This window comes from Bacillus sp. FSL R10-2780 (assembly GCF_038006125.1).
Classification (GTDB): Bacteria; Bacillota; Bacilli; order Bacillales; family Bacillaceae_G; genus Bacillus_A; species Bacillus_A cereus_U.
Window position 1 is genome coordinate 198,638 of record NZ_JBBOUQ010000002.1, and the last position, 25,113, is coordinate 223,750.

Below are 25,113 nucleotides of genomic sequence, written 5' to 3' on the forward strand. Positions count from 1 at the left end.
GTAATATTTTTTTATTAACTATCATTTTCTAGTGCATCATTAATATCCATTGATAAATCAACATTTGTAATTTAATTCCTTATATTAAACCCTGAAGAAATAATTTCAATAATATATTCGAATAATAATATTGGAATTTCTTGTTCTACACATCTATATGTGATTTGTGTATTATATAGTGGAAGAGTAAGGTAAGAGTTACTCTTTGCCATTTTAGGAAAGGTTCTGTTGGAGACAACAGGACCTTTTTTTCGTAAATGGATTATTTTATAAAAATATTAACTAGCAAAATAATTAGTATTACTAAGCTATTACTCCAATCGTTCTATTTAATTTATACATATATTAATAGTAAACCGAGGAAAGGAGGTTTTTTTTATGGGTGAGCATACAAAATGTGTTTGCGAACAATTAGAAAGATTACAGTTAGGTACAGAAGTAGATGTTTTCCTTACAGGAACAACACTAGAGGATCTTATTTTTACTAACTTTAATCCAGATAATTTTTGTGTAACATTTGTGGATAACACAACAGAACCTGGCTCTGTTATTGTTTTGGACTGTCGTGATATTCAAGCGCTTAGAATTGAAGCTGCGTAGAGTAAAGATGGGGCTTTGAAAAAAGCCCCACCTCACAATTCCATAAGCATATTTCAATATAAACTATAAAAAAGAGGAGCCGGAAAAATGTCAGTTTTCATAAACTATGCTATTACTCCCAAAGTATTTAATCCAAATCTAACATCTCTTCCAAATAACCAATCTTCTTTTATACCCCCTCCAAAAGAGAGTTCCAAAGATATTTGCTACCTTTTAGAAACATTTTACTTAGGAAAGAAAATAAAACAACTTTTAGTTAACGGCACAATATTAACAGCTTCTATATTTGTAGGTTTCCATAATAAATCATCCCTTGCTACATTTATAGATGAAAACGGAGATATCACTGTAGTTAACTGTGAGCGTATTGATGCGATTGTGCTCTAATTGTGAATTTACATGTGAATAAATAATCATTATTTTCAGGGCACACGTTAGTTCTTACACATAATACCAATAACTGTTACCATAAAAAACTTGGTCCGAAGTGTACTTATATACAGTCCCTTTTTTGTTCGACTGAATAAAACTCAATATTCCGTCAATAATGTATATGACATTAGATTTTCTCCTTGTTCCCCCCTTGGAGATGAGCAGTTAGCGAATTGAGCTAGCTGCTTAGTTTTTTAACCCTTTTTGTAGGAATATAATTTATATGCATAATTTCTGAAGTGAGATTTATACTATATTTAGGTCTTAACATCTAAAACCCTTATTTCAGCCTTAGACCTAATAAAGCGTTCCTCTCTCTTACTTGGGGCTAAGCAGTTAGCTTTTGCTAGCTGCTTTGTTGTGCCAAATGTAGTTTTTATTAGGTATTTGTACCTCAATGAATAACTCACATATATTATCATGTGTGCCACACTACTCTCTGAGGGCCCAACTTACTGAGAGCACTACTTGAAGGCGCTCTTTTTAGTTTTGTCTGAATAAATCCCCAATTTCTGTCCATACTTTGAATACGCCAATCTGTAACAATTGATTTTCCTCCAAAATGGGGCAGTTAGCTTTTGCTGACTGTTCTTTTGTTTGAAATTAAAATAGCGTTTTTGTTCCAAATGATGCCCTCATTCATTTGGACGCATTTACCAGTATTTTTACCAAAAAATTCATGATATCGTTAATTAGTCGAGTACGTCATTACTTGACGATTACCCTTAGGAGCCCCGCAGACAATCGGGGTTTCTTTTATTTAAAATAAGGATTTTGTTCAAATTTATTTATCTTTGTTTCTATATGCCAACTTGTCATAACATGAGTCACAGTAATAATCGCCAGATTCTGTTGTTATTCCCCTTTCTTAATCCAATGCCATGATTTCCGCTAACGATCTATCCGATATATAAGTATCGATAATTTGGATCCGTCCATATTTATCTTTAGCCATTCCTTCTGCTTCGCTCTCTGACTTCGCTTCAAACCAACGAAGCTTCCATTTGTCTTCCTTGTCGTAAAACTCTATTGAGTACGTCATAACGCTATTACGCTGCAAAAACCTCTCCGACGTACTTTTTGCTGCATAGTCAAAACTTCCCACAACATCCTCAAGTGTTAGTTGTTTCATGCCCCTAACCCCATTGGGCGAGATTTTATCTTGCTCTTATCCGCCTGGTCCATGATTAATGCTGCGATTTCTAATTGATGTCTTCCCATCTCTACTGCAATTTCAATGAAGCTTTTATCTTCTTCCCACATTTCTTGGAATCGAATCACTTCACTCTCATTGAATAACAAGTCCAAATCTTCTAACGCTACATACATGTTACGACGCGATTTCTTCATGTACTTCCTTTGCTGTGCTGCGATTGTGTAATTCTCCTTTTCCAAATCCGTTCCAAGTCTTGGCATCCCATTTTCCCTCCAGTTGTAATTGATGAATTTCTCTTAGTCTCGCCATAACGGCATGACGTCTTCTATCCACTTCTTCAGGCGTTTGATTCGCTGCTTCGCAAATACATGGCCCGAATTGATACATTCCCGTCCCCATATCGTTTCTGATTACTCCAGTTCCGTTACATGCACACATTTCAATTTCCCCCTTTTAAAATGGCAATGCCTTCCTTCTATAATCCTTTGTATCTTTGAAAACAAGCGTTTTAAAGTTGTTGAAGATACGCGATACAATTCGTTCGTCATACGCGCCCTCTAAACGCTCACCTGTAAGGTTTGTAGTGAATATAGTAGATTTACCTTATCTACCATCGAAAACATCGAATAGAACTCTATTAATGAAGTTTGTCGCTTTTGTATTGGCATCTAACGCACCTAACTCTGCTCCTAAATCATCGACTATTAATACTTCCGCTCTTACTAAACTTCGAATGATTGAATCCTCGGTTAAGGAGGAATCTTTGTTAAACGTACTTTTAATCTTTCGTAGCAATTCACCAACTGTAACGAAGACAACTGACTTCCCTGCTCCACAATTCCCGGCCATAATCGTGTTAAACACCTTCTCATTGAGATAATCCGTTGCGATGACCTTTGCAAGTTCAAGGTTCTTCGCTCCTTCCTCGCTAGTAGGTTTGTAATTATCAAAATTAGCTTTCTTAATGTTGCTATCGGCAATCATGCTTTGTTGATGGAATAAGAATTTCTTCTCGTTCGCTTTATCCGCATCGTATTTCGCTTGCTCTTGTTGCTGAAGTTTCTTACTTTCGTTTTCAAGGAAGCATCGAGGGCTGCGGCTCTCTTTTTTCATTTCAAAATGAGAAAACATAATTCTTTTAATATAAAATATTATGAATATTCAACTTGTTAATTTTGATATTATTAAGTATTATAAACACGAGAGAAAAATAGTAAATATTTGGATGAACATTCTATTTTTCTAAAAATATATTAATGGAGGGGAAATATGTGTTTAAAAAGTGGAAAGTAGGTATGGTTGCTTCTCTCCTACTGCGGGAAGATACTGGGGTCTGAAAGAATCTGAAGAAATAATGAATCCAATTGAACAATATGATGGTATTCTATGGCTAGACCATATTACACCATCGCAAATGAAATAAGTAATTGAAGTAGGTCACAATTACTTTGTTATGGAAAACAAACAATCAGATGAAACAATAAATGTACAATATAACTTAACATGGGAAAATAATATTTGGATGGGAGTCCAATACATATTATTAAAATTAAGATGGTTCAAGTCGGAGGAAGGCAATTAGGGGGATTTAAATAAAAAAATCACTTTAAAATATGATCCCCCTTACTAAAATTGAAATCCTCCTAAGTTAATAATTATTTTAAATTAACTAAAATGTACATCAATAAAAGATATAGCTCTAGTCACTATTGGTTTGCTATGAATAAATAATGTTATGTAAGAAAGTTGGTACAAGTTAATAGATGGCAATAGATAAGATGACTTTAACAGGTAATGCAAGGGTTAACCTTATCTATTATCATATATATTCAAATATAAAGTATTAGAAATTAAGGTTATGGATAACTGGTATATCTATTCTAGGGAAACCTATAATACGGTGAGAATCTAATGTCATGTTTGCACCTACTTTTTATAAATTTTTCATATTCTTTTACATCTTATGCTTAAAGAAAATAAAAGAACTTATTCTCATTTGAACTTAGGCAGACTAACTACTGATAAGAGGGTTTTATGTCAATTAGTTGGCGGGACCCCATCGCCATCAACTTAAGAAATTGATTGTTCCCCAAAATGGAAAAAATGAGCCGAATTCTCATAAATAACTGTAAAAAGGTGAAATTCTCGCTATGGGGATGTCTTAAAATCTTAGCCTGATAGGTATGTGACGGTACCCTTAAAATGAGTTTTGATCAAACTTTTTTATAAAACGGAGAATCCATTCAAAAAGAAAAGAAACCATTTTGAGTAACCTTTTTTCAAAATGGTTTCTTTTTGCTTCTCACTAATATAAGGATTTGCAAAACATTTTTGATCAAACTTTATTCCAAACCAACAATTAGCGTCCTTTTAAATATTATCCGTTATGATTGATTAACAATTGGCTGTGTTTCTTTGACAGTGTCCACACTATTATTACTTGTCAATTTTAATGTAATTAATGTGAAAAGGCCGATTATTAGTAATCCTGATAAAATAAACATTCCAAGGGTAAATGCTACAGATCCAAGAATCATCGGTCCTACAAATCCGCCTAATGCCGCAAATGAATTGACTAAAGCGATACCAACAGGTGCAGTAGACTCGGTGAAGAAAAATGTCATGTAGGCAAAGAAACATCCAGTAAATCCATATAATCCGGCAGATGTAATTGTTAACATAAGTACCATCATAAAGGCGCTTTCTGAAAAGCCACATCCGATAAAGCCCAATACTGAGATAATAAAGCAAACAATTAAATGTTGTTTGTACGCATTCGTTCGATCCGAATACCATCCGACAAATATAATAGCCGGAATACCTACTAATGAAGGAATCATGGCTAACCAGCCTATTTCTAAGTTGGTCGTGGCATTTTCTGATAAGGACTTAATGATGGTTGGCATCCAGAATGACAAGCCATAGATACCTGTATAAACAGCAAAATATAGCATAGATAACTTCCAAACCTTTGAATCCTTCAGCATGTCTAGTTTTGAGACTTTATTTACTTTTGAACTTGCTTGCCGTTCAGCACTCAATTCGCCCTCCAGCCAATCTCTTTCTTCCTTTGATAACCATTTTGCCTTTTCAGGTCTATTTGTTAAGAAGAAAATAGTAAGAACACCTAAGATAATGGCCGGGATGCCCTCAAGGATAAACATCCATCTCCATCCTGACATATTGAGCCAAGATATGTTATCAATAATCCACGTTGATACTGGTGCGCCGATTAGGCCGCCTATCGGTAAAGCCAGCAGTAATGCAGCTGTTGCTCGTCCTCTTTCACGGGCTCTAAACCAATAAGTTAAATACAAAACAATTCCAGGGAAAAATCCGGCTTCAGCAACACCTAATAGAAAACGCAGGGTGTATAAATGTGTCGTCGTTTGCGCGAAACCAGTTAAGATTACTATGATTCCCCATGAAAGCATAATCCGGGCAATCCAAATGCGCGCCCCGACTTTATGCATAATCATGTTACTTGGGACTTCAAAAAAGAAATAGCCAATAAAGAAAATACCGGAAAGAAGACCAAAAACTTCAGCAGATAAAGCTAATTCTGCATTCATTTGTAAAGCAGCATAGCCTAAGTTTACCCGGTCTAAGTAAGCAACAACATATAGAATTAATATAGTTGGAAGAATGCGTTTCATCGTTTTACGGATTGTACTTTTTTCTATGGCCTTAATATTCTGATTCATCAAATTCCCCCCTATCTGTTTCATCAGCTTTGTACATTTTCTAAAATAATGGCAATGCCTTGTCCGCCGCCAATACAAAGCGAAGCTAATCCATATTTAACGTTTCTTTTCCTCATTTCAAGTGCTAAAGAATAGGTGATTCTAGCACCGCTTGCGCCTACAGGATGGCCTAATGCAACAGCACCTCCGTTCACATTCACCTTTTCCTTATCGACACCTAACTCTTTAATTACAGCAATAGATTGTGAAGCAAATGCCTCATTAAATTCGAACAAACCAATATCCTCTAAGCTTAAACCAGCCTTTTCTAATGCTTTTCTGCTTGCTGGTACGGGGCCAATACCCATAATGCTCGGGTCAACTCCTGCAACACCCCATGATACAATTTTCGCAAGCGGCTTTAAGTTATGTTCACTCACATACTCCTCAGATGCGACTAACACAGCCGCTGCACCATCATTAATGCCGCTCGCGTTCCCTGGTGTAACAGTCCCATCCTTTTTAAAAGAGGGCTTCAATTTTTCTAAACCTTCTACAGATGCACCTTCACGAATATGCTCATCCGTATCAAAAATGACTTCCTTGCCTTTTCTGTCTTTTAACTTAATCGGAACAATTTCCTCTGCAAAACGGCCGCTATCTCTTGCTGCAATGGCCTTTTCTTGTGATTCCACAGAAAACTGATCCTGCTCTTCTCGGGAAATTGAATATTTTTCAGCTAAGTTTTCAGCTGTCATCCCCATTCCACAGCCAACGTAGTTATCTGTTAATGTTTCCCATAACATATCATCAACTTTTGGTGCTTTATTTGGTGAGCCGAAGCGCGTGCCTCTTAATACATGCGGTGATAAGCTCATATTTTCGGTTCCTCCAGCGACAACTACTTTTGCATCCCCAGAAGCAATGGACTGTGCGGCAGATACGATAGACTGCATGCCCGAACCGCATAATCTATTAAGTGTAAGCGCAGATGATGACTCTGCCATGCCGCTTTTTAAACCGATATGTCTGGCTAAATAAGCAGAGCTGCTGCTTGTATGAATAATATTTCCAAATATGATTTCATCTACATTAGAAGCTTGAATTCCGCTTCTTTTCAATGCCTCTTCCGTTGCTGCTACACCCAAATCGATATCGGTCACATCTTTTAATGCCCCGCCAAAAGTACCAAAGGCTGTTCTTGCTCCGTCAACAATATAAGTTTCCATTATTTTTCCTCCTCTTTTTTTATTACATACCGCCTGCGACTTTAATATGTTCTCCTGTAATACCGCCTGCTGCATCTGATGCTAAATAAGCGACGCCAGAAGCAACCTCTTCTGGTTCGATAAAACGATTCATCGCTTGCCTTGGGTACATAATAGCCTCAAGCGCTTCTTTATCCGTCATTCCTTTTTCTGTTAAGCTATCAAGCTGCTTAACTAGCAATTCTGTTTTCACTGGACCAGGTAAAATCGAGTTAGCCGTTATTTTATATGGCGCTCCCTCTAGGGCAGTTACACCTGTTACGCCTATCACGCCATGCTTGGCAGCAACATAGGCGACTTTTTCCGGTGTGGCCATCTTCCCATGAACAGATGAAATATTCACAATCCTGCCGTACTCTTCTTTCTTCATATGCGGAAAAACATGCTTTGTCATTAGGAATACACCTGTCAGCATGACATCCATAAGCAAGTTCCATTTTTCTAAAGGGAATGACTCTAATGGCGCACGATATTGAATTCCGGCATTATTTACTAAAACCTCAATCGATCCCCTCTCCTTCAAAATGTCCGCAATGGTTGATTGAATAACAGCTTCATCTGTAACATCTAAATAAATTCCTTTTGCATTTTCCCCCAGCGAAAATGCGGTCTCCTCTGCAGCCCCTTTATTAAGATCCGCTACATAAACAAAGTCATTTTGTTTAATAAATTCCTTTGCGATTGCTCTACCCAAACCGCCTGCCGCACCTGTCACAATAACTGTTCTTTGCTTGTCCATGTGTTGCCCTCCATACTTCACTTATTACTTACGAGTGTTAAATCATTCAAATACTCTAAATCAAAACCAACCTTTTCACTTAATTCTTGTATTGAAATCTCTTCCATCATTTCTACAACTTTTACGCCTTTATCCGTAAATTTAAAAATAGCGTAATCGGAAACAAATAAATCTACTTTTCGAATCCCGCTAGTTTTATATGATAATTCCTTGACTAATTTAGACGTTCCATCCTTTGCAAACAAGGTAGCTGCGACAATAACCTTTTTTGCTCCTGTCACCAAATCCATCGCTCCACCAACGCCTAAAATCGGCTGATTCGGAACGGCCCAGTTTGCAATTTCACCATGAACATCCACCTGAAGTATGCCTAAAACTGCTACGTCAATATGACCACCTCTAATCAAAGCAAAAGAATCAGCACTATTAAAAAATGATGCACCTTTCAAATAGGTAACCGGTTCTTTTCCTGCATTAATTAAATCAATATCTAAATTCTCCTCTGCCGGAGAAGGTCCCATACCTAACAATCCATTCTCAGATTGTAAATAAACCTCTTTATCACCTAAATAGGAAGCAACCAAAGTAGGAATTCCAACTCCTAGGTTAACAATCTGTCCATCTTCTAATTCTTCGGCAATTCTCTTAGCAATAATTTGTCTTTTACCTTGACTCAACATAATCACTCCCTATCTTTGAATATTTGCTTTGGATGACATAATCCACATACGCATGAGGCGTCACAACAAATTCTGGGTCCAGCTCACCAACTTCAACAATTTCATTAACTTCGGCAATGACTATTTTTCCAGCTGTAGCCATCATAGGGTTAAAGTTTCTAGCTGTCGTATGGTACACTAAATTTCCAATTCGATCTGCTTTATCCGCCTTTATAATAGCGACATCACCTTTAATAGCCTTTTCAAAAATGTATCTCTCTCCATCAATTTCTCTTTCCTCTTTGCCCTTGCTTAATTCAGTACCAACGGCGGTTCTTGTGTAAAAACCACCTATTCCGGCACCGCCGCAGCGAATTGCTTCAGCTAATGTACCTTGAGGCAGCAAATCGATTTCAAGCTCGCCTTTAGACCAGGCTATTACCGCTTCTTTATTAATGGAAAAAAAGGAGCCAATTGCTTTTTTGATTTTTCCCTGCATGAATACTTTATGTAATCCTTGTCCAAGATCCCCTAAATTATTACTAACAATCGTTAAATCACGAATATCTGTTTCTAATAGTTCATCAATGATCGTTAAAGGTGTACCTGATAAGCCAAAGCCTCCTGTTAAAATTACATCGCCACTCTTGAAATACTTTCTTATTTCACTAGACTCAATGACTTTATTCATTATTTCCCCTCCATTTCTTTATAAAGCGCTTTCTTTTTCGGTTAGAATAAAATAAAATAAGAAATCGTTGTAATAGTCGAAATCTATGAGGTAGACTTGAATAAAATATCAACTTGTTAACTAGACTGCAGTCTGTTTATAATTAGACTGTAGTCTGATTTTATAAAAATATAAATATTCTGTCAATTTATTTCCGGAGGATTTTTCATGCTAGAATCAAAAAAAAAGCAGCGCAGAGGAGAAGTAACACGCGATAAAATTTTAAAAACAGCTTTAAAACTTTTTAGCCAAAAGGGTTATGACAAAGTAACGGTCGACGAAATCGTGAAAAAAACCGGCACTTCAAAAGGTTCATTTTACCAACACTTTTCGGCTAAATCGGACATATTTTTAGAGAGATTCACAGAAGTCGACAATTATTATTTAGAAGTTTTCCATTCTTTCCCGAAAGGTATGGACCCATTTGAAAAACTATTTATTTTCACTCAGAAATTATTGCGCTTTCTAGAAGAAGAAATGGGTAAAGATCTTATGAAAGTCATTTATAGTTCCGCTCTAAATTCAAAAGAACACACTTACTTTTTAAATTCAAACCGTTCACTCTTTCAAATCATTCTTACACTACTTGAAGAAGCTAAGGACCAAGGATCCATTGACACTGACCAATGTGTAGAAGTCATTTCTACAATGGTCACACAAAGCCTAATGGGAATCATCTATCACTGGGGTATACACGACTCTGACCAAAGTCTAGAGTCATTATCACTGCCGCTGATTAAAACAATCCTTGAGGGATTGAAAATGAAGAACTAAAAGGGGTACCGCCAGCATTTCGGAAAAAAACCACGCTAAGAGCATGCAAGATTTTATACAGCTTTTTGGCTACTCCAATAACAAACGAGAACCCGAAAACCCACACTATGATAGGAATGTATAAAAAATTGCATAGATTGATAAAAAGAAAAAAAAAAGCGAATCCCTTATGGAAGTAAAGGATTCGCCTTTTTCTTTGCTACCGATAATGTTACGTTATGTTAACTTTATATGAATATCCTATTCATCCAAATGTACACAAAATAGGCCTTGCTAATGGTACAATTAGGATAACGGAGGAATATTATGGGATATCTTAATCAGCTTTATGTAATACTGTATTTTATAATCTGCCTTGCAGTATTCTCATTCTTCAATTCTGATTCACCAAAAACTAAGGATAAAAATATAACATTCATAATGGTCAGTTTAGGGGTAAATCTATGCACAATTCCAGTGGCTTTATTTATAGGTGTGATGGCAACAGACTCTCCATATAGTACTGAACTTGATTTTTGGGGAGGATTTCTCTTTATTCAGGGAATACCGCTCCTCCTACTACTTGTAGCTTTGATATGGTGGTTTATCCGCAAGGGCAAAGAAAAAATCGACACATAGAATTTTAAAATGACTTCCGCTAACGATAAGTATGTAAATGAGCTGCCGATATGGGCAGCTCATTGTATTTTGCTTAACATGTTTTTTTCAAAAATGATATCAGTTAAAAGAACAAAAAACTAAGACCGCAACTAAGAATCTTATCTCTTTCTATTCATTCTTCAATTATCATCCACCTTTAGGTACAATCGTAAAGTCAATGTTGTTTACTGGGTCTTGACCTACCTTTAGTTGGTAGTAGAAACCCCTCCCATCTTTTACCTCGTTTAAGTCTGCCCCACTATCTATTAGCTTATTTACTTCTTCAATATTGAGTTTTGGGTCTGCAATACGAATGATGATTTCCATTAGTTTTCGATACTGCTCATTAGCTGTCTTATCCTCAAATACCAGTTTTTCAGTTGTAATCGAATAGGAGTTTGACAGCCAATCACTTTTACCCATTTTGGAATAAATTCCAAACCCTTTCCAGTCTGCTTTATAGATACGATCGTTTTCTTTTAACTTATTTTCAAAGTCTAATCGATGTGTGAACCCGTCTTCAATAGTATCCTTAGTTAAAATATCTCGTCCGCAACTAGAGAGAATAAGTAGTAAAAAGATAGAGAATAAAATAGTGCAAAGCTTTTTCATAGAATTTACCTCATTTGGTGTATTTTTAACATTTATATTTAAACATAACTTGATTTTAAGATAAAGGGTGTATACAACTTTGTTTCAAATTCACAATAAAGATACAAAATAAAAAGTACCCCTAATGTAGTGGTACTTCTGTTGTTTTATAATTCCGTCAGCAATTCGAATTTTCTTTTTTGATCCGAAGATAGTTCATTTTCTACATAACTTTTTATAAGTAGATCAATTATTTCATGAGTATATTTGGTATTTGGGGTACCGCCACATGCCCATCAAGCTAACATTTTGAAGTGCCCCCAAAACGAAAATTTCATCTTTTCATAGGTGTCCATGAGAATTTAGTTCATTTTTTTCGTTTTGGGGAACATTTAATTTCTTAAGTTGATGGCAATGTGACGATACCCCATAAAGTCATAAAGATATCAAGAAAAATATAAAAGCTACATCTTCTATAGACCTTTTCAGCATAGAAAAGCAAACTAAAGAGAATTCGGATATTGAATCAAAAGAAGCTAATAACAGATTACATGACTTAAACGATTACTTAAGTGATGATCAGAAAAAGGCATATTATTACATTTTGAGTCAAGAACTAACATATCTTTCCGAAAAAGATGCGTATATTATTGCTTTAAGACTGCCACCTGATATCGATCGCTACACAAGATGGGATTTTGAAGAATGTGTGCAATGGTTTCAGTTTAATAGAGCTGAAAACAGCAATCCTGCGCATTTCATAAAGATGTTTAATCAAAAATCTAAACAGAATCAAGAACGTAGAAAACGTAATACCCAAAGGACAAGCTCGCTTTTGGGTGCAAATAATAATCGTGAGTTTGTTTTCTTTAATTTTTTAGAAGAGAACAGCTAAATTTTTTAAAAAATCCAATGACAAATAGCCTTGCTCAAAATAATCATATACAGCAAGGTTATTTGTCATGTCCTTTTATAGTTTTCTAGAATCTTAGTATTTTTCAACACAAAAATCTTCAATAGCCGTGCTCGTTTTCTGTGAACTGTTATCAGTTTCCAGGTAACTCTACTATAGAAATTACATTTAATAGATACTGAATATTCATTTATTTACCAATGGATTAACTTTGAAATTTACTAAGCTTAAATCTTCAATAGCTTGCTGCAGTAAGTATGAAAGATCAAAAATTAATTCTAATGTTTTTATTTATTTTAATTTCTAAAACAAGATTTATTAAATATAGTATTCTATATTTTTTGTCATTTCTTTAGGAAGCTTGGCATATTTTCAATATACAAAGGGACTCTTGTAAACTTCAAATGGTTTCCATAATTTTTATAATTTAATTTTGGATGGTTCTGATACAAAATTAAATTATAAAAACATAGAGTAGAAATTTTTTCTACATTTCTAGCTTATGAAGCTAAACAAAACACTTTATTCATAAAGTGTTTTTAATCTTAGACAGACTTGTTCGACAAAATAAGTTTTCTTTTTACTCTAATATAGGTTTTATCGACTCCTCATGAGTTGTTTGTTCATTTAAGATGATATTGTATTGTCTCTTCTAATTAAGGCCTATATGGATAAACTCAGCGTATAATTGTTGTCTGAGCAATTAATACATCTCTTCCCTTTAGTTCATACTGATAATGCTTCTATTTGAACTAATTTTCCTTTTCATACTGATTACACATCTTTTATAAAATAATACTATCAGTAACTTCAAGTATTTAAATTTATTTTTACTTAGTGAAAGACTATTACTTTTTAGATAATCAAGAGATGCGCATTTTTCGGATAGTACGTTAAAACCTAATATAATATATATCTTTTATATAAAAAGAATATAAAGATAAAGCTATTATACTTATGAAAAATGGCTTACAAACTCAGTAATAACAGTGTCTGCAAAGTTATAGAACCATAAAAAATCGAAAAAAACACTTATTGGAAATGTATTTATTGCGTTTTACGCCGCTCTAAATATACAAAATATCATAAAGTTGAATTACTTAACCTACATATAATCAGCATCATTTTGATGCGTAAAAGTGTATATAAGATTAATGGCAGTCTAGCTTAAATTAATAACATGATTTCCACATACGCTATAAAATAACCCACATTTTATTAACATTTAGAAGTAAGTTATAGACATAATTCAGTAAATCAACATTATTAACAAAAAATATTCTGATTTTAAGTAGCTTTATATATAAAACGTTTATATATAAAGCTTTGAGCTATTTTATTGTACACATTTGGAAAATATTATTAAGATATCCACTGAATTAATATATATATTTACGATTTTTAGTAGATTAAATGCCAGTAAGAGAACGAATGTTCAGAAAAAAGTAAAGTAAAATTGTGAATTACTGATTATATTTTAGGGATTTTGTATAGAAGTGTATAAAAAAAGAGAGGTATTCTAACTCAAATTTAAGAATCTCTCTCTTTTATGTTTGGATAGTACGAATATAATTTCTAATTTCAGCACGAATAGCCCTCCTTCTTTGATTTTTCAAAAAAGGAGAGCATGTAATTTTACATTGCAGGAAGCAGCTGATCTACCGTGCATGGTGTTTCACTATTTTTACGGTAATAAGCTTCTAAGGAATGAAGAAAATCGATTAAATTAAAGTCTTTAGGAACTTCAATTACGCGGATTTTTTCCTTAGGCAATCTATCTATTTTTTCAATGAACAGTTCGCGAATATCACTTGGAATATGATGTTCTTTATGGCCATGAGATTTTAATAATTCACGAATTTTAATTTCTAATGCAATATATGCGTTAACATTTACTCCTTGCTCAAAAGCATACTTCCTAAATAGTGTTTCTTCTTGATACTGCATATAATTACGATGGTATGCTTCTTCAGTCACAGGAACCGCATATGTAGCATGAAGAAGGTCATGCGCTTTACAGAATAACTTCTTAACATTTTGTAATGAATATATAGCGAAGTGAGTACCAAATTTAAATACCGCATCTTCTTGTTTCTCTCTCGGCACATTATGTGTAATCAGAGAATAAATACCTGTTTTAGCAGCCGTATCTAATACGCGATATTGAGAAGACTGCTTTAATAATTTGCTTAGTGTATAAACAAGATTTTTAGGGAAACCCTCTTGTCTATCAATCATTTCACGTAATCCACGAATCACTTGGCGGATTTGACGATGACAGGAATGTTTTAAGACATTTACAAATTGGTTTATATCTTTTGTAAATTCTGCAATATTCATTTCAACTAACGATTCTTCAATGAACTTAGCTTTACGCTTATATGTAAGTCTTGGTGTAAATGGATCGCGATACTCTTCTCCTACTTCCTTATTACACAAGAAATCAGGGTGTACAGATAAATACAGTGTTGTATACTGCTTTTTATTCTTTTTCCCTTTTTCTAATTTACAAATTTTAAACAAAGAAGATCCAGTAGCAGTTGATTTAGTTGTTAATTCAGCCATTACAGAACGTATCTGATGTGGGTATTTCTTATGTAAGAAGCGATACATACCGCCCAAATGAGTCTGTTGTCCCTGTTCATCAAATTTGTATAGTGAACGTTTCAAAGTAGTTTCTCGTTTTTGCTGCATTGCGATATCAATAAATAGCTTTTTAGCAGCAATGGATAAATCGAAGAACTCTTTTGTAAATACAATTGGGCTGATAAACGTGTAAGGATTCGCTTTATTCGTTTCCTTGTTCATAAAATCAGTTAATGTAATTTTATATTTACCACTGTACTCATTCTCAATTTCAATGATGTTGTGTAAGCTAAGCTTTTTCAACGCAACATAGAATTGTGAATGATGAATATGTGAAAATGCTTCTTTATAGTTTTTGTAGTCCTCCCAAAGCATGTGAATGGAAACATGAGAAAGTTCACCATAGGTATTACATTTTTTATGTAGAAATAGAAATACTTCTAGATCTGCATTAGTAATACCATATAGCTTATGCTTTCTACCATTTGCTTTAGTGAAGAGATTTTTCATTTGAAGTGAAAAAGATGGTTTGGCTTTTTCAACAAACCCTTCTTCATCTGCAATTCGTTCCTCGTAAGACATTGAATTTACGATATCTTCTAGATATGTATCTTTAAAGCTATAGTATTTGCCTTCTAAAGCTTCCACTAATTTTTGCCATGCTTTAATTGTTACTAATACTGGAGTTGTTGTTTCACCATTTAAACTACGTTTGTTCTTTATAACGAAAGGTTTAGCCATCTTTTTCACCTCCTCTTATTATGAGTTTCAGTTTTTACCTAAATAGGATATAAAAATTCAATTTTGATTATATCAAATCGAATCTTAGTGAAATGTGTCTCTTTAAGAGGAAAATCAAAAATGTGAAACGCAGCCTCAGCCCTAGAGGCACAAGGGATTCAACGTTTCACAAAAAAAATCTTTTGGCCACCATAAAGCTATAAGGTATTTTGAATATGAAACGTATCTGAAATGAATGAAACAGCACCTAAACCTTGATATAATAGGTTTTTTAGTGCCTTTGGTTAAAAGTTGTTGCCACCATATAGCTATAACGTTTCAAGTTTTGAAATGACTAAATAATGTGTAGAATTCATTCATAAATGTTGTGATATAGCGTTTTTATGTAACTTTACGTCAAGGGACTATTGCCATCATATAGCTATATACGTTTCATGTTTTTTTTAGATTGTTGCCATCATAAAGCTATGGCGTTTCATGTTTGAAATGAATGTTTCATTGCGCTTGAAATGTACCTAACCCCTTGCTACATATGAATTCATAGGTTTTTTTAAAAAAAAGTTGTTGCCATCATATAGCTATAGCATTTCATTGGGATTTTTTAGTTTTTTTAAAGAATGGCTTTATATCAATGTTTAGCACTAATTTAAATAAAAAATATTTTTTTTATATGAACAGATTTTAGTGCGTTAATGTTTCATATTTAAAGAGTTGTTGCCACTATATAGCTATAACGTTTCAAGTTTTCAATAGTACCTGCCACAATGTAGCTATGATGTTTCATAAAAGTAGAGGTATTCGTGCCGATATATGGAATAACGTTAATTCATGTTAAATGAAATCCAAAAATTCATTGGTATTTCTTGTTCAGAACATACTTGCCACCATAAAGCTAAACCGTTTCAAGTTTTCAATAGTACTTGCCACAATGTAGCTATAGGGTTTCATAAAAGTAGAGGTATTCGTATCGAAGTATGAAATACCGATGAATTGTTAGATAAAACCCAACAATTCATCGGTATTTTTTGTTGAGAATATACTTGCCACCATAAAGCTAAACCGTTTCAAGTTTTTAATAGAACTTGCCACAATGTAGCTATGGGATTTCAAAAAAGTAGAGGTATTCGTATCGAAGTATGAAATACCGTTAATGCTTGTTAGATAAAACCCGACAATCCATTTGCATTTTTTGTTGAGAATATACTTGCCACCATAAAGCTAAACCGTTTCAAGTTTTTAATAGAACTTGCCACAATGCAGCTATGGTGTTTCATAAAAGTAGAGGTATTTGCATCATTGTATAGAGTGACTTTCAGAATTTTTTAGATGAAACCGACATTTCATCGATGTTTCTTGATCAGAAAGTAATTGTTATCATATCGCTATAATGTTTTATTTCATTTGTAAGAAAAGGGACAATTACGTTTCACTTTAAAAGTATGATTTACACTATTTAATACCAAATGGGTTTCCCGCATGGAGATTGTAGTGTAAAGTAGTAATTTTACAAATAAGTACAGTCTTATATAATACAAGTACAAGAATGTTTACTTGATAGGACAAATACTGTTCGATAAATCATTTCTCGATATAGATTATTCTGATAACGTTTCAACTTATATGCTATGTTGCCACCATATAGCTATAACGTCTCAAGTTCTATAATTTATATTTCTAATTGGTGGGAACTTAGTAAGGAGGTTTTTGAATATGGAGAAAGTATTAGTGTTGTTTAGCGATGCCCTTTTACTTGCTGCACCAATGTATGAAAAGAACACGCAGCTATGGGAAAAGTGGAATAGATATTATGAGGAAGTACAGGGAAATCATGACAAAGTAGTAACTTCAGCTAATATATCCCCTTCATTTTCAGCTCTTGTCTCTTGGTTAGGCCAGAAACAAGAACAAGGGATTTCATTATTGCATATATACGCAAATCTAGATAAATATAAAATTGAGATTCGAAATGTACTCGATAAAATAATAGAGCAAGAATTTGGAGGTACGTCTGAAGAAGTTGAAACGGCTATAATATCTAATACAACAGATGAAAAGTTAAAAGAGCATTCAATTGACCTACAAGAGGATTACTATCCTGTAAGTAATGATGCGGTATATTATCAACTACGAGATGGTATAGCCAAGAATCACTTTGAAGAAGATGAAGTAGGAGCAGTATCTGTTTTACCATTAGAAACTAAAAATACAAGCGGAGTTGCTCAGCTATCGTCACATAAGGATGAAGATTTAAGGCTAGTAAATACTAATGAAGCAGAAAGATGGTCAATACTAGTCGATGGTGTTATTAGTAATATGGATGATCTTACCGCAGACTGTTTAGATACAATTACAATACAGTGGTTGAATCAAGCGAAATCTCAAGATGATTTTATTGATTTCAGCTATGAAAATGTACTAGATATGTGTAATATACCAAAAGCATCAGCAAATGGTATAGAGTATTATCGTGCAGAAGATAAAATTAAAATTGCACAACGTATAGCTGCTTTGGCGAGTATCTTTATTTATTTAAATGACGATAATGAAGTCGTGGTTTTAAATGATCGTGCAGAAACTGGTGAGCAATTTGAAATGAAACGTGAAATAATTAAAAGACTTTTCGTTTTAGATTCTGTAGTTCTTTGGAGAGATAAAAATACCAATGATTACGTAGGTATTGAATCTTGTAGAATAAAGCCAGGTAGCTTTTTGTCGATGTATTTATACGGATCTAGTAGCACAACAGCGTTATTATCTAAAAAAGCATTGGAGTATAATAGTTATCGACACAAATTCCATAAGCGACTAATTCGCTATTTATCTTGGCAATGGAGAATTCGACAACAGTACAGTAATTTAAAAAGACCATATTCAATTGATGGAGAAAAAGGACTATTGTCTGTTATGGGGATTAATATAGCTAAGGGACGCCCCCACCGTATTCGTGAGCAATTAGAAAATGTATTAATAGATTTAGAAAAAGAAAAAGTTATTTCACATTGGGAGTACGCTGAGGAAATTGATGAATCAAGAATTGGAGAACGGAACTGGTTTAAGAATTATTACTCAAAATTAGGAATCATCATTTTACCACCAAAAGAGTTAATGGATAATATCGGGAGTTTGGCAAAGAAAAAGGTAATTGATACTCCGGATAAGCAAGAAAATAATGTGATTATTAATACGATAGCTCATAGTACAGTAAGTACTGAGGAGCTAATTAGAGAGAAAATTATGCACCAACATATGCATCAAAATAGAACAATGCGCGAAATAGCAGATGAGTTAGGCTTATCCCCTGCTACACTATCGAGATTCTGTAATAAGAAAATGAAACGGATTTCAAACAGTGTTAATGATAAGTTAACAAAATGGTATGAAAGACAAATGATAATCGAGTCTATGTAAGCAAAAAAGGAGGAAACCACTTTGAAAATGGTTTCCTCTTTTTTAATGAATCCTATTGACGGAAAATTCAAACACGTTATATAATTTTTGGTATTACCAATATCTTTAACATGTATTACCATAAAATAAAGGGGACGATGGCTTGAAAGAAAAGGAACGCTCCTCAGATAAAATTGAGAATGAATTAATTAGATCCATATTGGCTGGTGTTTATTCTGTAGGAAGTACTTTACCGCCGGAAAGAGAGCTTGCGAAAGAATTTGGTGTTGGTCGCCCAACTATTCGGGAGGCGCTTCAACGTTTAGGAAGGAGTGGATGGATAACAGGAAGAAAAGGAATGCCAGCGATTATTAATGATTATTGGAGCAATGGGAATCTAACGACACTTATTAATATTGTTGAGAATCATCATACCATTACAGATGAATTTATTATGTATTTATTAGAATTTAGAAGTTCGTTGACTCCGACTTATATTCGTGATGCTGTTACGTTTAATCAACCTAAAGTGGTTGCTCTCCTTGCCAATCTTGAGCAACTTGAAGATAGTGCAGAAAGCTATGCAGCATTTGATTGGTATTTGCAAAAAAGGTGTGCTGGGCTTGCTGCCAATCCGATCTTTCTACTCATTTTAAATAGCTTCGATTCCGTTTATGTAGATATGGCGAAAAGATATTTTTCTGTAAAAAATCATCGTGGGTTGTCCTTCAACTATTATCACGACTTATTAAAAGCTGCATTAAAGGGAGATGCAATTGAAGCGGAAAGATTGTGTAAGACAACATTGGAGAAAAGCTTGGCTCTCTGGAAAGATAGAAAAAAATAAAAAAAGCTGGAGGCGTGATAAATGAAACTAAAATATTTTAAAGAATATTTTTCCTATCCTGATATTTTGATCATGAGCTGTCTTTTCCTCACTAGCATTGGATTTATGATTTTACATTTAACCTCTATCGGAATTTTGGGTGCTTTTATTTTGGGAATGATTATGTATTCTTTAGCTGAGTACGCTACTCACAGGTTTATTTTTCATCTAAAGCCACCAAAGAATGCATTTTTATTAAAAATGCTTAAGCGCCTACATTATGACCACCATACAAATCCGAATGAATTACATTTATTATTTTTACCCTTATGGTATAGTGTGCCAAACATTGCAATTTCAGGAGCAATTTTTTATTTTCTTTCATCCAGCTTTGTCATGACAAACGCATTTATTGCAGGTATTATGCTCTTTTTATTATTTTATGAGTGGAAGCATTATATCGCGCATCGCCCCCTTCAACCAATATCACCATGGGGGCGATGGATGAAAAAGGTTCATTTATGGCATCACTTCAAAAATGAAAATTACTGGTATGGTGTCACGAACCCAGCCTATGATTTTCTCATGGGCACCTTTAAAGACCAAAAGGATGTTGCCCAAAGTAAAACTGCTAAAAATCTAGAAAAACGTGGTGACCAGAAAATAGAATTATAAAAAATAATCCATTGTCATTATCCTGGAAATGTCGAATGAATTTTGCAGCTTCGACATTTCTCAGGGAGTGACAGGCATTTTTTTCTATTGTGTAGTAAGTATGGTAATAGATTGCATAAGGCTTGTTTGAAAGTTTTTCTTACCGAAAAATGTATCCGCTTTGTTCTCTATTTCTCTTAGCATTGCTTCATTTTTCACGAAGTGTTTCGCCTTTCCTATCTACAATCTGTATCGTGTTTGCCCCAGTGATTTCTTTAGCGACTCGTTCCAGGAGAATCTTTGTATCAAAAGAAAATTTCCGCGTAAAGCTATAGCACCTGACAATGTTATTGCGGAGAAACTCGGAATATTCAGGCGTGAAAGCACGACGAATACAGCCCCTCATCATCTCTTTCATCTAGATACCTTTTTAACCAAATGGTGCAACGAGTATTAAAGTATACATCCCTTTCTTTATCATCTTTCCCTTGTACAATGACAGAATTCGTTAAAAAAGAAGAAGTGAGACTAACAGTATGCTTTCTCTAATAAATAAATCTTTCTTTTACTGACTCCCATTCATCATTAATAATACTCTAAAATATATTGTCTTGAATGGTTCCGTCCGCCTTTACTCTATGTTTACGAAAAGTTCCCTCTTTTGTTGCTCCTATTCGTTCAACAGCTTTTTGAGAACGTACATTCTCTACGCTAACTGAAAATTGGATACGATTTACTTTTAACTCTTCAAACTAAAACTTAATAACCATTGCTAGATTCACAGGTTCCAATGTACAAAATTAGTCCATTTAACATTTCTTCACTTTCTGATGTATCCTGAATCACTTTCCACTTTGTCAGCAATCCCCCCTTCCCCTTTCTTGCCAGAATATACAACAGGTCCAATTTCTTGAACAGAACTAATCGTCATTTAATGTATCTATTGCTTTGTTAAGTTGGTAGCTTACAGTAATATGTATAATTCAATTAGTAAATCTATACTTACACAAAAATATAATAAATTTAGTTAAATTTATTAACATTGACTCTATATGTTAATTATAAAGATGGTGTACATATGAGATTAACAAGTGAATGTGTAGAGCCTAACACTTGAGATATTGAACTTGCAATTATGTGAGTTAATAACTGAGAGGAGAAGTTATAACATGACATTGACAGATCTCCTTTATCAATGGTTTTAAATAGTAGAAAAATCGTTAATAAATCTAGCTGAATACGAAGATCTCTTTATTAAACTAAAATGTTCATATCAAACCATATGATATGAAAAGAGCAATGATTTTTGTATGTTTTATACACACTGTACATATACACTTTATATATAGGTTTTATATATAAGGTGTATAGAAATGAAATATGTTAAATATGTTGATATGAAATTGATATAGCAGCCACAAAACCTTTATTTTAAAGGGTTTATATATACAGCTTATATATACGGCTTATATATAAAGTTTATGAATAGAGCGTATGGATGCTTTGTGAAGTGTTTTAACATGAAATGTTTGTAATTTGATATTTTTTATAAAGGATTATTCAAAAGAATGTCAAATTAAATAATGAATTTATAGTTTTATAGACGGTATTGTTAATTACATGAAACCTATAATTGACATATACAACATACATCGTACATATACGTCGTATAAATTTGTGTTTATATATCAACATTTCAGCCTACTTTAATACTTACACGCTTTATATGTAAGTGCTATATATAATGACTTGATATACGCTTTATAATAATGTAATATATTCGTAGGAATAATTAACCAACGTTTTAAGGGGGAGGCAACTTGAACGAGGTATTGAGCGAAAAGTATAAAGTAATTAAATTTCCTGATGAAGTTGTGAACATGTTTGCAGACATTCTTGAAGAAGACGAAATACTTTATAATGTATTTCATTACATAGGATCTGCGGTAAATAAACAATACCAAGAGACAAAATATATGAGAGGCATCTCAATAAATGAAATAGTAGGTAATGTTGTAATTGATAGGAGAGTTAAGAAATTAAAGGGAAAATCGTACTCATTAGAGGTTGAACGAACCAATATATCAAGAAGATCAGCTGAGGTAAGTGTTAGTACATTATCTTCAATGTCATTAATAACTGAAAAGATTATGCATCCTTATAAATTTTTAATCTCAACAATTAGAGGACAGCAGGTGTTAATTGAACTAGGAAGACGTAAACAAACCAATAGATAAGAAAAAGGAGAGATAAAATAATGGCGAAGAACTTTCTGAAAAACGAAGTAGCGGTAAAAATGACAATGGTTGGTTTTGGTCAAGCTGGAACTAGAATGGTAGATAAATTTGCCGAATATAAGCATACGGATGGAACATCTGTGTACAACTGTCTTGCTTTAAATAGTAACGATGGTGATTTAGCCGAATTAAAAAATGTGCCTACAAGTAACCAAGTATCACTAAAATTAGGCGGACTAGGGAAGAATCCAGAACGTGCTGTAAAAGTACTAGAATCAAATGATGAAGCGAAAGAAAAGTTAAAGGAATTCATCACAGAGCGTGTAAGACCAACAGATGAATTGGTTCTATTTTTTGCTGGCTTAGGCGGTGGAACAGGTACTTCTACAATCATTAAAGCAATTGAAGAATTCTCGGCTTTTCATAATAAACCTATAATCGCTGAAGAACTTAAAAGTATGGCAATGAAAATTCCTAGAGAGGAATTAATAGCAAATCAACAAAAGTATGCAAGAATTGCATTCAATAATGCAATTGAGCGTAAAGATTTTATTAAAATGGGTATTGTTGTGACACTCCCTGTAAGAGCCGATGGGCCTGATGTACTAAGACAAGTAAATAAATTCTCTCAAGAGATTTGGAAGTTAGCAAATGACCCAGCAAAAGGTGTTGCATTCGTTATTTTCGCGGATAACCAACATTTCTATGATGAATTTAAGGGATTAAACGAAAATGAGAAAAAAGGTATTGCTAATTCACGAGACTATGCCAATCAGCGCATTGGTGAAATCATCCATGAATTAAATACAGCTTCTAATGGCGCAGGAACATCTGTTATTTTAGATTCTCAGGACTTTAAACGTATTTTATTAGAGAAAACTGGTTGTCTAGTTATTAATAAAATTTCCCGCAATATGAATCAAATTGAAAATAGTAAAGAAATAGTAGATATGTTCACAGAATCGTTGAAAGGAAGCTCTTTCCACCATCCTATAGAATTAGTGAAAAAGAACGATGATGGTGAGTTGGAGGCCTCAAAGGTGCATCATTTTGGAATGCTTGCAATTCTAGACGAACAAAAGAATATTGATGATTCATTTATGGATGATGCAAAAGTAGAAGTTACAAATACATTACCAATTAACGGTACGGTATTTAATGGGTATTTAATTAGTAAAAATGATTTTATGGGCAGTGTGTATACGTTCTATAAAACTGATGCATTACCGTCTCGTTTGTCTAAAGGTTTAGTTGAAGAATTCAATGAATTTAAAGAGAAGCAAAATCAAATTCAGTTTAAAAAATCTCAAATTAATACAATTGAAATGCAAGATCAAGACGATGATTTCAGTATTAATTTCGGTGATTACATCGATATGGGAACTAGTAATGAGGAACCATTAGCAGATGCTGAGAATGATGAAGAATTAGCTGCATTTATGGATCCAGACAAAATGTTTGGTACATCAAAATAATAAAAAAGAGGCCTGGGAATATCCCGGGCCTCTTTTTTATTCTGATGCCATAATAGATTTCATATACTCTATCATATTTTCGTTTAAATAATTCTCTATAAAAAGGTGTTTTTTTGCTAAATCTTCCTCTTTTTTAAACCAACCAACTTTTTTTACACGCTCTTCCTCAGGTTTTTCATTCCAGAGTTTTTCAGCTTGTCTTCGTAACTCTTTACGAGCTCTATGTTCAATTATTATGTTATCAAGTCTCTCTTGTCTTTGACGTTCTTTCATAGCAATTGGATCTTCAGGTTGAGGCAATGCTTTTAATACATTTTCAAATTTCTTTTGGAATTGTATTTCGATGTTTTGTAAATGTGCTTGAACTTTTTGTTCCACCAATTTTTCAATTGTCTCAGCTGCGTCTTGAAAATCAATTTGAGATAATATTTCGTTAGAGTGGTTTTCAGGAGATACTGGCCTTAGTTCGAATTGATGCGGTAAAAGTTCGATTATAGCATCTAAAGACCACTTTTCATCCCTTTTCTGCTTTATGAAAAGAGCTATATTTAAATCTAATGAATTATATAGCTTTTCATTTGTATTATTGGTTCTAAGAGTCCCGTGCAATCCCTTCTCTTCTAACGTATTAAACCAATTATAAACAGTATTATGGTGTCTACCTACTAACTTAGAAAACTCTGTTATTCGCCAGGCTTTTTCAAAAGCGTCTTCGTGTAATGAGTTCTCATCATCTACCATGGTTTGTTCTGAGTGATTTTCCTGCTTAATCATAGTATTACCTCCTTAGCAGTATGTAATTTCGCTGATAAATGACATTAACATGAAATGTGAGATTGATATGTTAAGTGTTTTTCGACGGTACTAATAGGAATCCCTTTCTTATCTGAAATTAACATGAAAGATAAGATTAACATGTTATACTCAAAGTGTTAACAGAACATTAACAGATCGTTATCTATCCTCACCAAATATTGATGTTTTGTTAACTGGGACTTGAAATGCATCAATGTTATATAGGAT

At 33.7% G+C, this 25,113-nt stretch carries 20 protein-coding genes and 4 pseudogenes; 11 read left to right on the forward strand and 13 right to left on the reverse strand.

From position 1 onward, the window contains the following. The first annotated feature begins 378 nt into the window (after positions 1-378). The gene (locus tag NSQ47_RS26085; protein WP_341038558.1) at positions 379-600 is read left to right on the forward strand and encodes a penicillin-binding protein; all 222 of its coding nucleotides are present in this window, start codon (positions 379-381) and stop codon (positions 598-600) included. An 87-nt stretch (positions 601-687) separates the two neighbouring features. After that, complete coding sequence (locus NSQ47_RS26090; protein WP_098328337.1) at positions 688-987, forward strand: hypothetical protein; 300 nt, start codon at positions 688-690, stop codon at positions 985-987. A 913-nt stretch (positions 988-1,900) separates the two neighbouring features. Here NSQ47_RS26090 and NSQ47_RS26095 read toward each other — a convergent pair. The 4 genes and pseudogenes from NSQ47_RS26095 to NSQ47_RS26110 form a co-directional block, all read right to left on the reverse strand. Further along, entirely contained in the window at positions 1,901-2,164 is a 264-nt protein-coding gene (locus NSQ47_RS26095; RefSeq protein WP_341038560.1) for a hypothetical protein, read from the reverse strand. Next, positions 2,161-2,448: a helix-turn-helix domain-containing protein gene (locus NSQ47_RS26100; RefSeq protein ID WP_341038488.1), complete on the reverse strand. Its 288-nt coding sequence runs from the start codon at positions 2,446-2,448 to the stop codon at positions 2,161-2,163. The genes NSQ47_RS26095 and NSQ47_RS26100 overlap by 4 nt, the downstream gene beginning before the upstream one ends. Beyond that, complete coding sequence (locus NSQ47_RS26105; protein WP_341038561.1) at positions 2,363-2,626, reverse strand: hypothetical protein; 264 nt, start codon at positions 2,624-2,626, stop codon at positions 2,363-2,365. Before NSQ47_RS26105 ends, NSQ47_RS26100 begins: the two co-directional genes overlap by 86 nt. Before the next feature lie 15 nt (positions 2,627-2,641). After that, positions 2,642-3,319 (reverse strand): annotated as a pseudogene (locus tag NSQ47_RS26110) (ATP-binding protein). Positions 3,320-3,491: 172 nt separating this feature from the next. Here NSQ47_RS26110 and NSQ47_RS26115 point away from each other — a divergent pair. Continuing rightward, positions 3,492-3,611 (forward strand): annotated as a pseudogene (locus NSQ47_RS26115) (erythromycin esterase); the annotation flags it as partial. Positions 3,612-4,572: 961 nt separating this feature from the next. On the opposite strand, the gene NSQ47_RS26120 reads toward NSQ47_RS26115, so the two are convergent. From NSQ47_RS26120 to NSQ47_RS26140, 5 genes are read right to left on the reverse strand one after another with little or no spacing between them, the layout of a single operon-like run. Then, positions 4,573-5,892 carry an MFS transporter gene (locus NSQ47_RS26120; RefSeq protein WP_341038564.1) on the reverse strand — a complete coding sequence of 440 codons (1,320 nt, stop codon included), beginning with the start codon at positions 5,890-5,892 and terminating at the stop codon, positions 4,573-4,575. Between the two features lie 23 nt (positions 5,893-5,915). Further along, entirely contained in the window at positions 5,916-7,103 is a 1,188-nt protein-coding gene (locus NSQ47_RS26125) for an acetyl-CoA C-acetyltransferase (protein ID WP_341038620.1), read from the reverse strand. A gap of 19 nt (positions 7,104-7,122) precedes the next feature. Then, positions 7,123-7,878 (reverse strand): 3-hydroxybutyrate dehydrogenase, encoded by a 756-nt coding sequence (locus NSQ47_RS26130; protein ID WP_341038568.1) that lies wholly within the window; start codon positions 7,876-7,878, stop codon positions 7,123-7,125. A gap of 17 nt (positions 7,879-7,895) precedes the next feature. Next, the gene (locus NSQ47_RS26135; protein WP_341038570.1) at positions 7,896-8,558 is read right to left on the reverse strand and encodes a 3-oxoacid CoA-transferase subunit B; all 663 of its coding nucleotides are present in this window, start codon (positions 8,556-8,558) and stop codon (positions 7,896-7,898) included. Further along, on the reverse strand, positions 8,542-9,228 hold the full coding sequence (locus NSQ47_RS26140; protein WP_341038572.1) for a CoA transferase subunit A: 687 nt from the start codon (positions 9,226-9,228) through the stop codon (positions 8,542-8,544). Before NSQ47_RS26140 ends, NSQ47_RS26135 begins: the two co-directional genes overlap by 17 nt. Before the next feature lie 207 nt (positions 9,229-9,435). On the opposite strand from NSQ47_RS26140, the gene NSQ47_RS26145 reads away from it, so the two are divergent. Together NSQ47_RS26145 and NSQ47_RS26150 are read left to right on the forward strand one after the other, a co-directional pair. Continuing rightward, on the forward strand, positions 9,436-10,041 hold the full coding sequence (locus tag NSQ47_RS26145) for a TetR/AcrR family transcriptional regulator (protein ID WP_341038574.1): 606 nt from the start codon (positions 9,436-9,438) through the stop codon (positions 10,039-10,041). Between the two features lie 306 nt (positions 10,042-10,347). Then, a complete protein-coding gene (locus NSQ47_RS26150) occupies positions 10,348-10,659 on the forward strand; it encodes a hypothetical protein (protein WP_341038575.1) in 312 nt (103 codons plus the stop codon). Between the two features lie 168 nt (positions 10,660-10,827). On the opposite strand, the gene NSQ47_RS26155 is transcribed toward NSQ47_RS26150, so the two are convergent. Then, positions 10,828-11,292 carry a hypothetical protein gene (locus NSQ47_RS26155; RefSeq protein ID WP_341038577.1) on the reverse strand — a complete coding sequence of 155 codons (465 nt, stop codon included), beginning with the start codon at positions 11,290-11,292 and terminating at the stop codon, positions 10,828-10,830. Between the two features lie 415 nt (positions 11,293-11,707). On the opposite strand from NSQ47_RS26155, the pseudogene NSQ47_RS26160 reads away from it, so the two are divergent. Then, positions 11,708-12,166, forward strand: a pseudogene (locus tag NSQ47_RS26160) (Replicase RepFR55); the annotation flags it as partial. Between the two features lie 1,653 nt (positions 12,167-13,819). Here NSQ47_RS26160 and NSQ47_RS26165 read toward each other — a convergent pair. Continuing rightward, on the reverse strand, positions 13,820-15,511 hold the full coding sequence (locus tag NSQ47_RS26165; protein WP_078203804.1) for a hypothetical protein: 1,692 nt from the start codon (positions 15,509-15,511) through the stop codon (positions 13,820-13,822). A 1,710-nt stretch (positions 15,512-17,221) separates the two neighbouring features. Here NSQ47_RS26165 and NSQ47_RS26170 point away from each other — a divergent pair. From NSQ47_RS26170 to NSQ47_RS26180, 3 genes are all read left to right on the forward strand, one after another. Next, a complete protein-coding gene (locus NSQ47_RS26170) occupies positions 17,222-18,919 on the forward strand; it encodes an XRE family transcriptional regulator (RefSeq protein WP_341038579.1) in 1,698 nt (565 codons plus the stop codon). Between the two features lie 142 nt (positions 18,920-19,061). Then, entirely contained in the window at positions 19,062-19,745 is a 684-nt protein-coding gene (locus tag NSQ47_RS26175; protein ID WP_341038581.1) for a GntR family transcriptional regulator, read from the forward strand. Between the two features lie 21 nt (positions 19,746-19,766). Then, positions 19,767-20,399, forward strand: a complete 633-nt coding sequence (locus NSQ47_RS26180) for a sterol desaturase family protein (RefSeq protein ID WP_341038583.1) — start codon at positions 19,767-19,769, stop codon at positions 20,397-20,399. Positions 20,400-20,779: 380 nt separating this feature from the next. On the opposite strand, the pseudogene NSQ47_RS26185 reads toward NSQ47_RS26180, so the two are convergent. After that, a pseudogene (locus NSQ47_RS26185) lies at positions 20,780-20,896 on the reverse strand (integrase); the annotation flags it as partial. A gap of 1,302 nt (positions 20,897-22,198) precedes the next feature. Between NSQ47_RS26185 and NSQ47_RS26190 the strand changes: the two are divergent. After that, positions 22,199-22,615: a hypothetical protein gene (locus NSQ47_RS26190; protein WP_098395112.1), complete on the forward strand. Its 417-nt coding sequence runs from the start codon at positions 22,199-22,201 to the stop codon at positions 22,613-22,615. A 20-nt stretch (positions 22,616-22,635) separates the two neighbouring features. After that, a complete protein-coding gene (locus NSQ47_RS26195; RefSeq protein ID WP_341038585.1) occupies positions 22,636-24,090 on the forward strand; it encodes a cell division protein FtsZ in 1,455 nt (484 codons plus the stop codon). Between the two features lie 36 nt (positions 24,091-24,126). Here the strand turns inward: NSQ47_RS26195 and NSQ47_RS26200 are convergent, their stop codons facing one another. Further along, positions 24,127-24,864, reverse strand: a complete 738-nt coding sequence (locus NSQ47_RS26200) for a terminase gpP N-terminus-related DNA-binding protein (RefSeq protein ID WP_341038587.1) — start codon at positions 24,862-24,864, stop codon at positions 24,127-24,129. Positions 24,865-25,113: the final 249 nt, after the last annotated feature.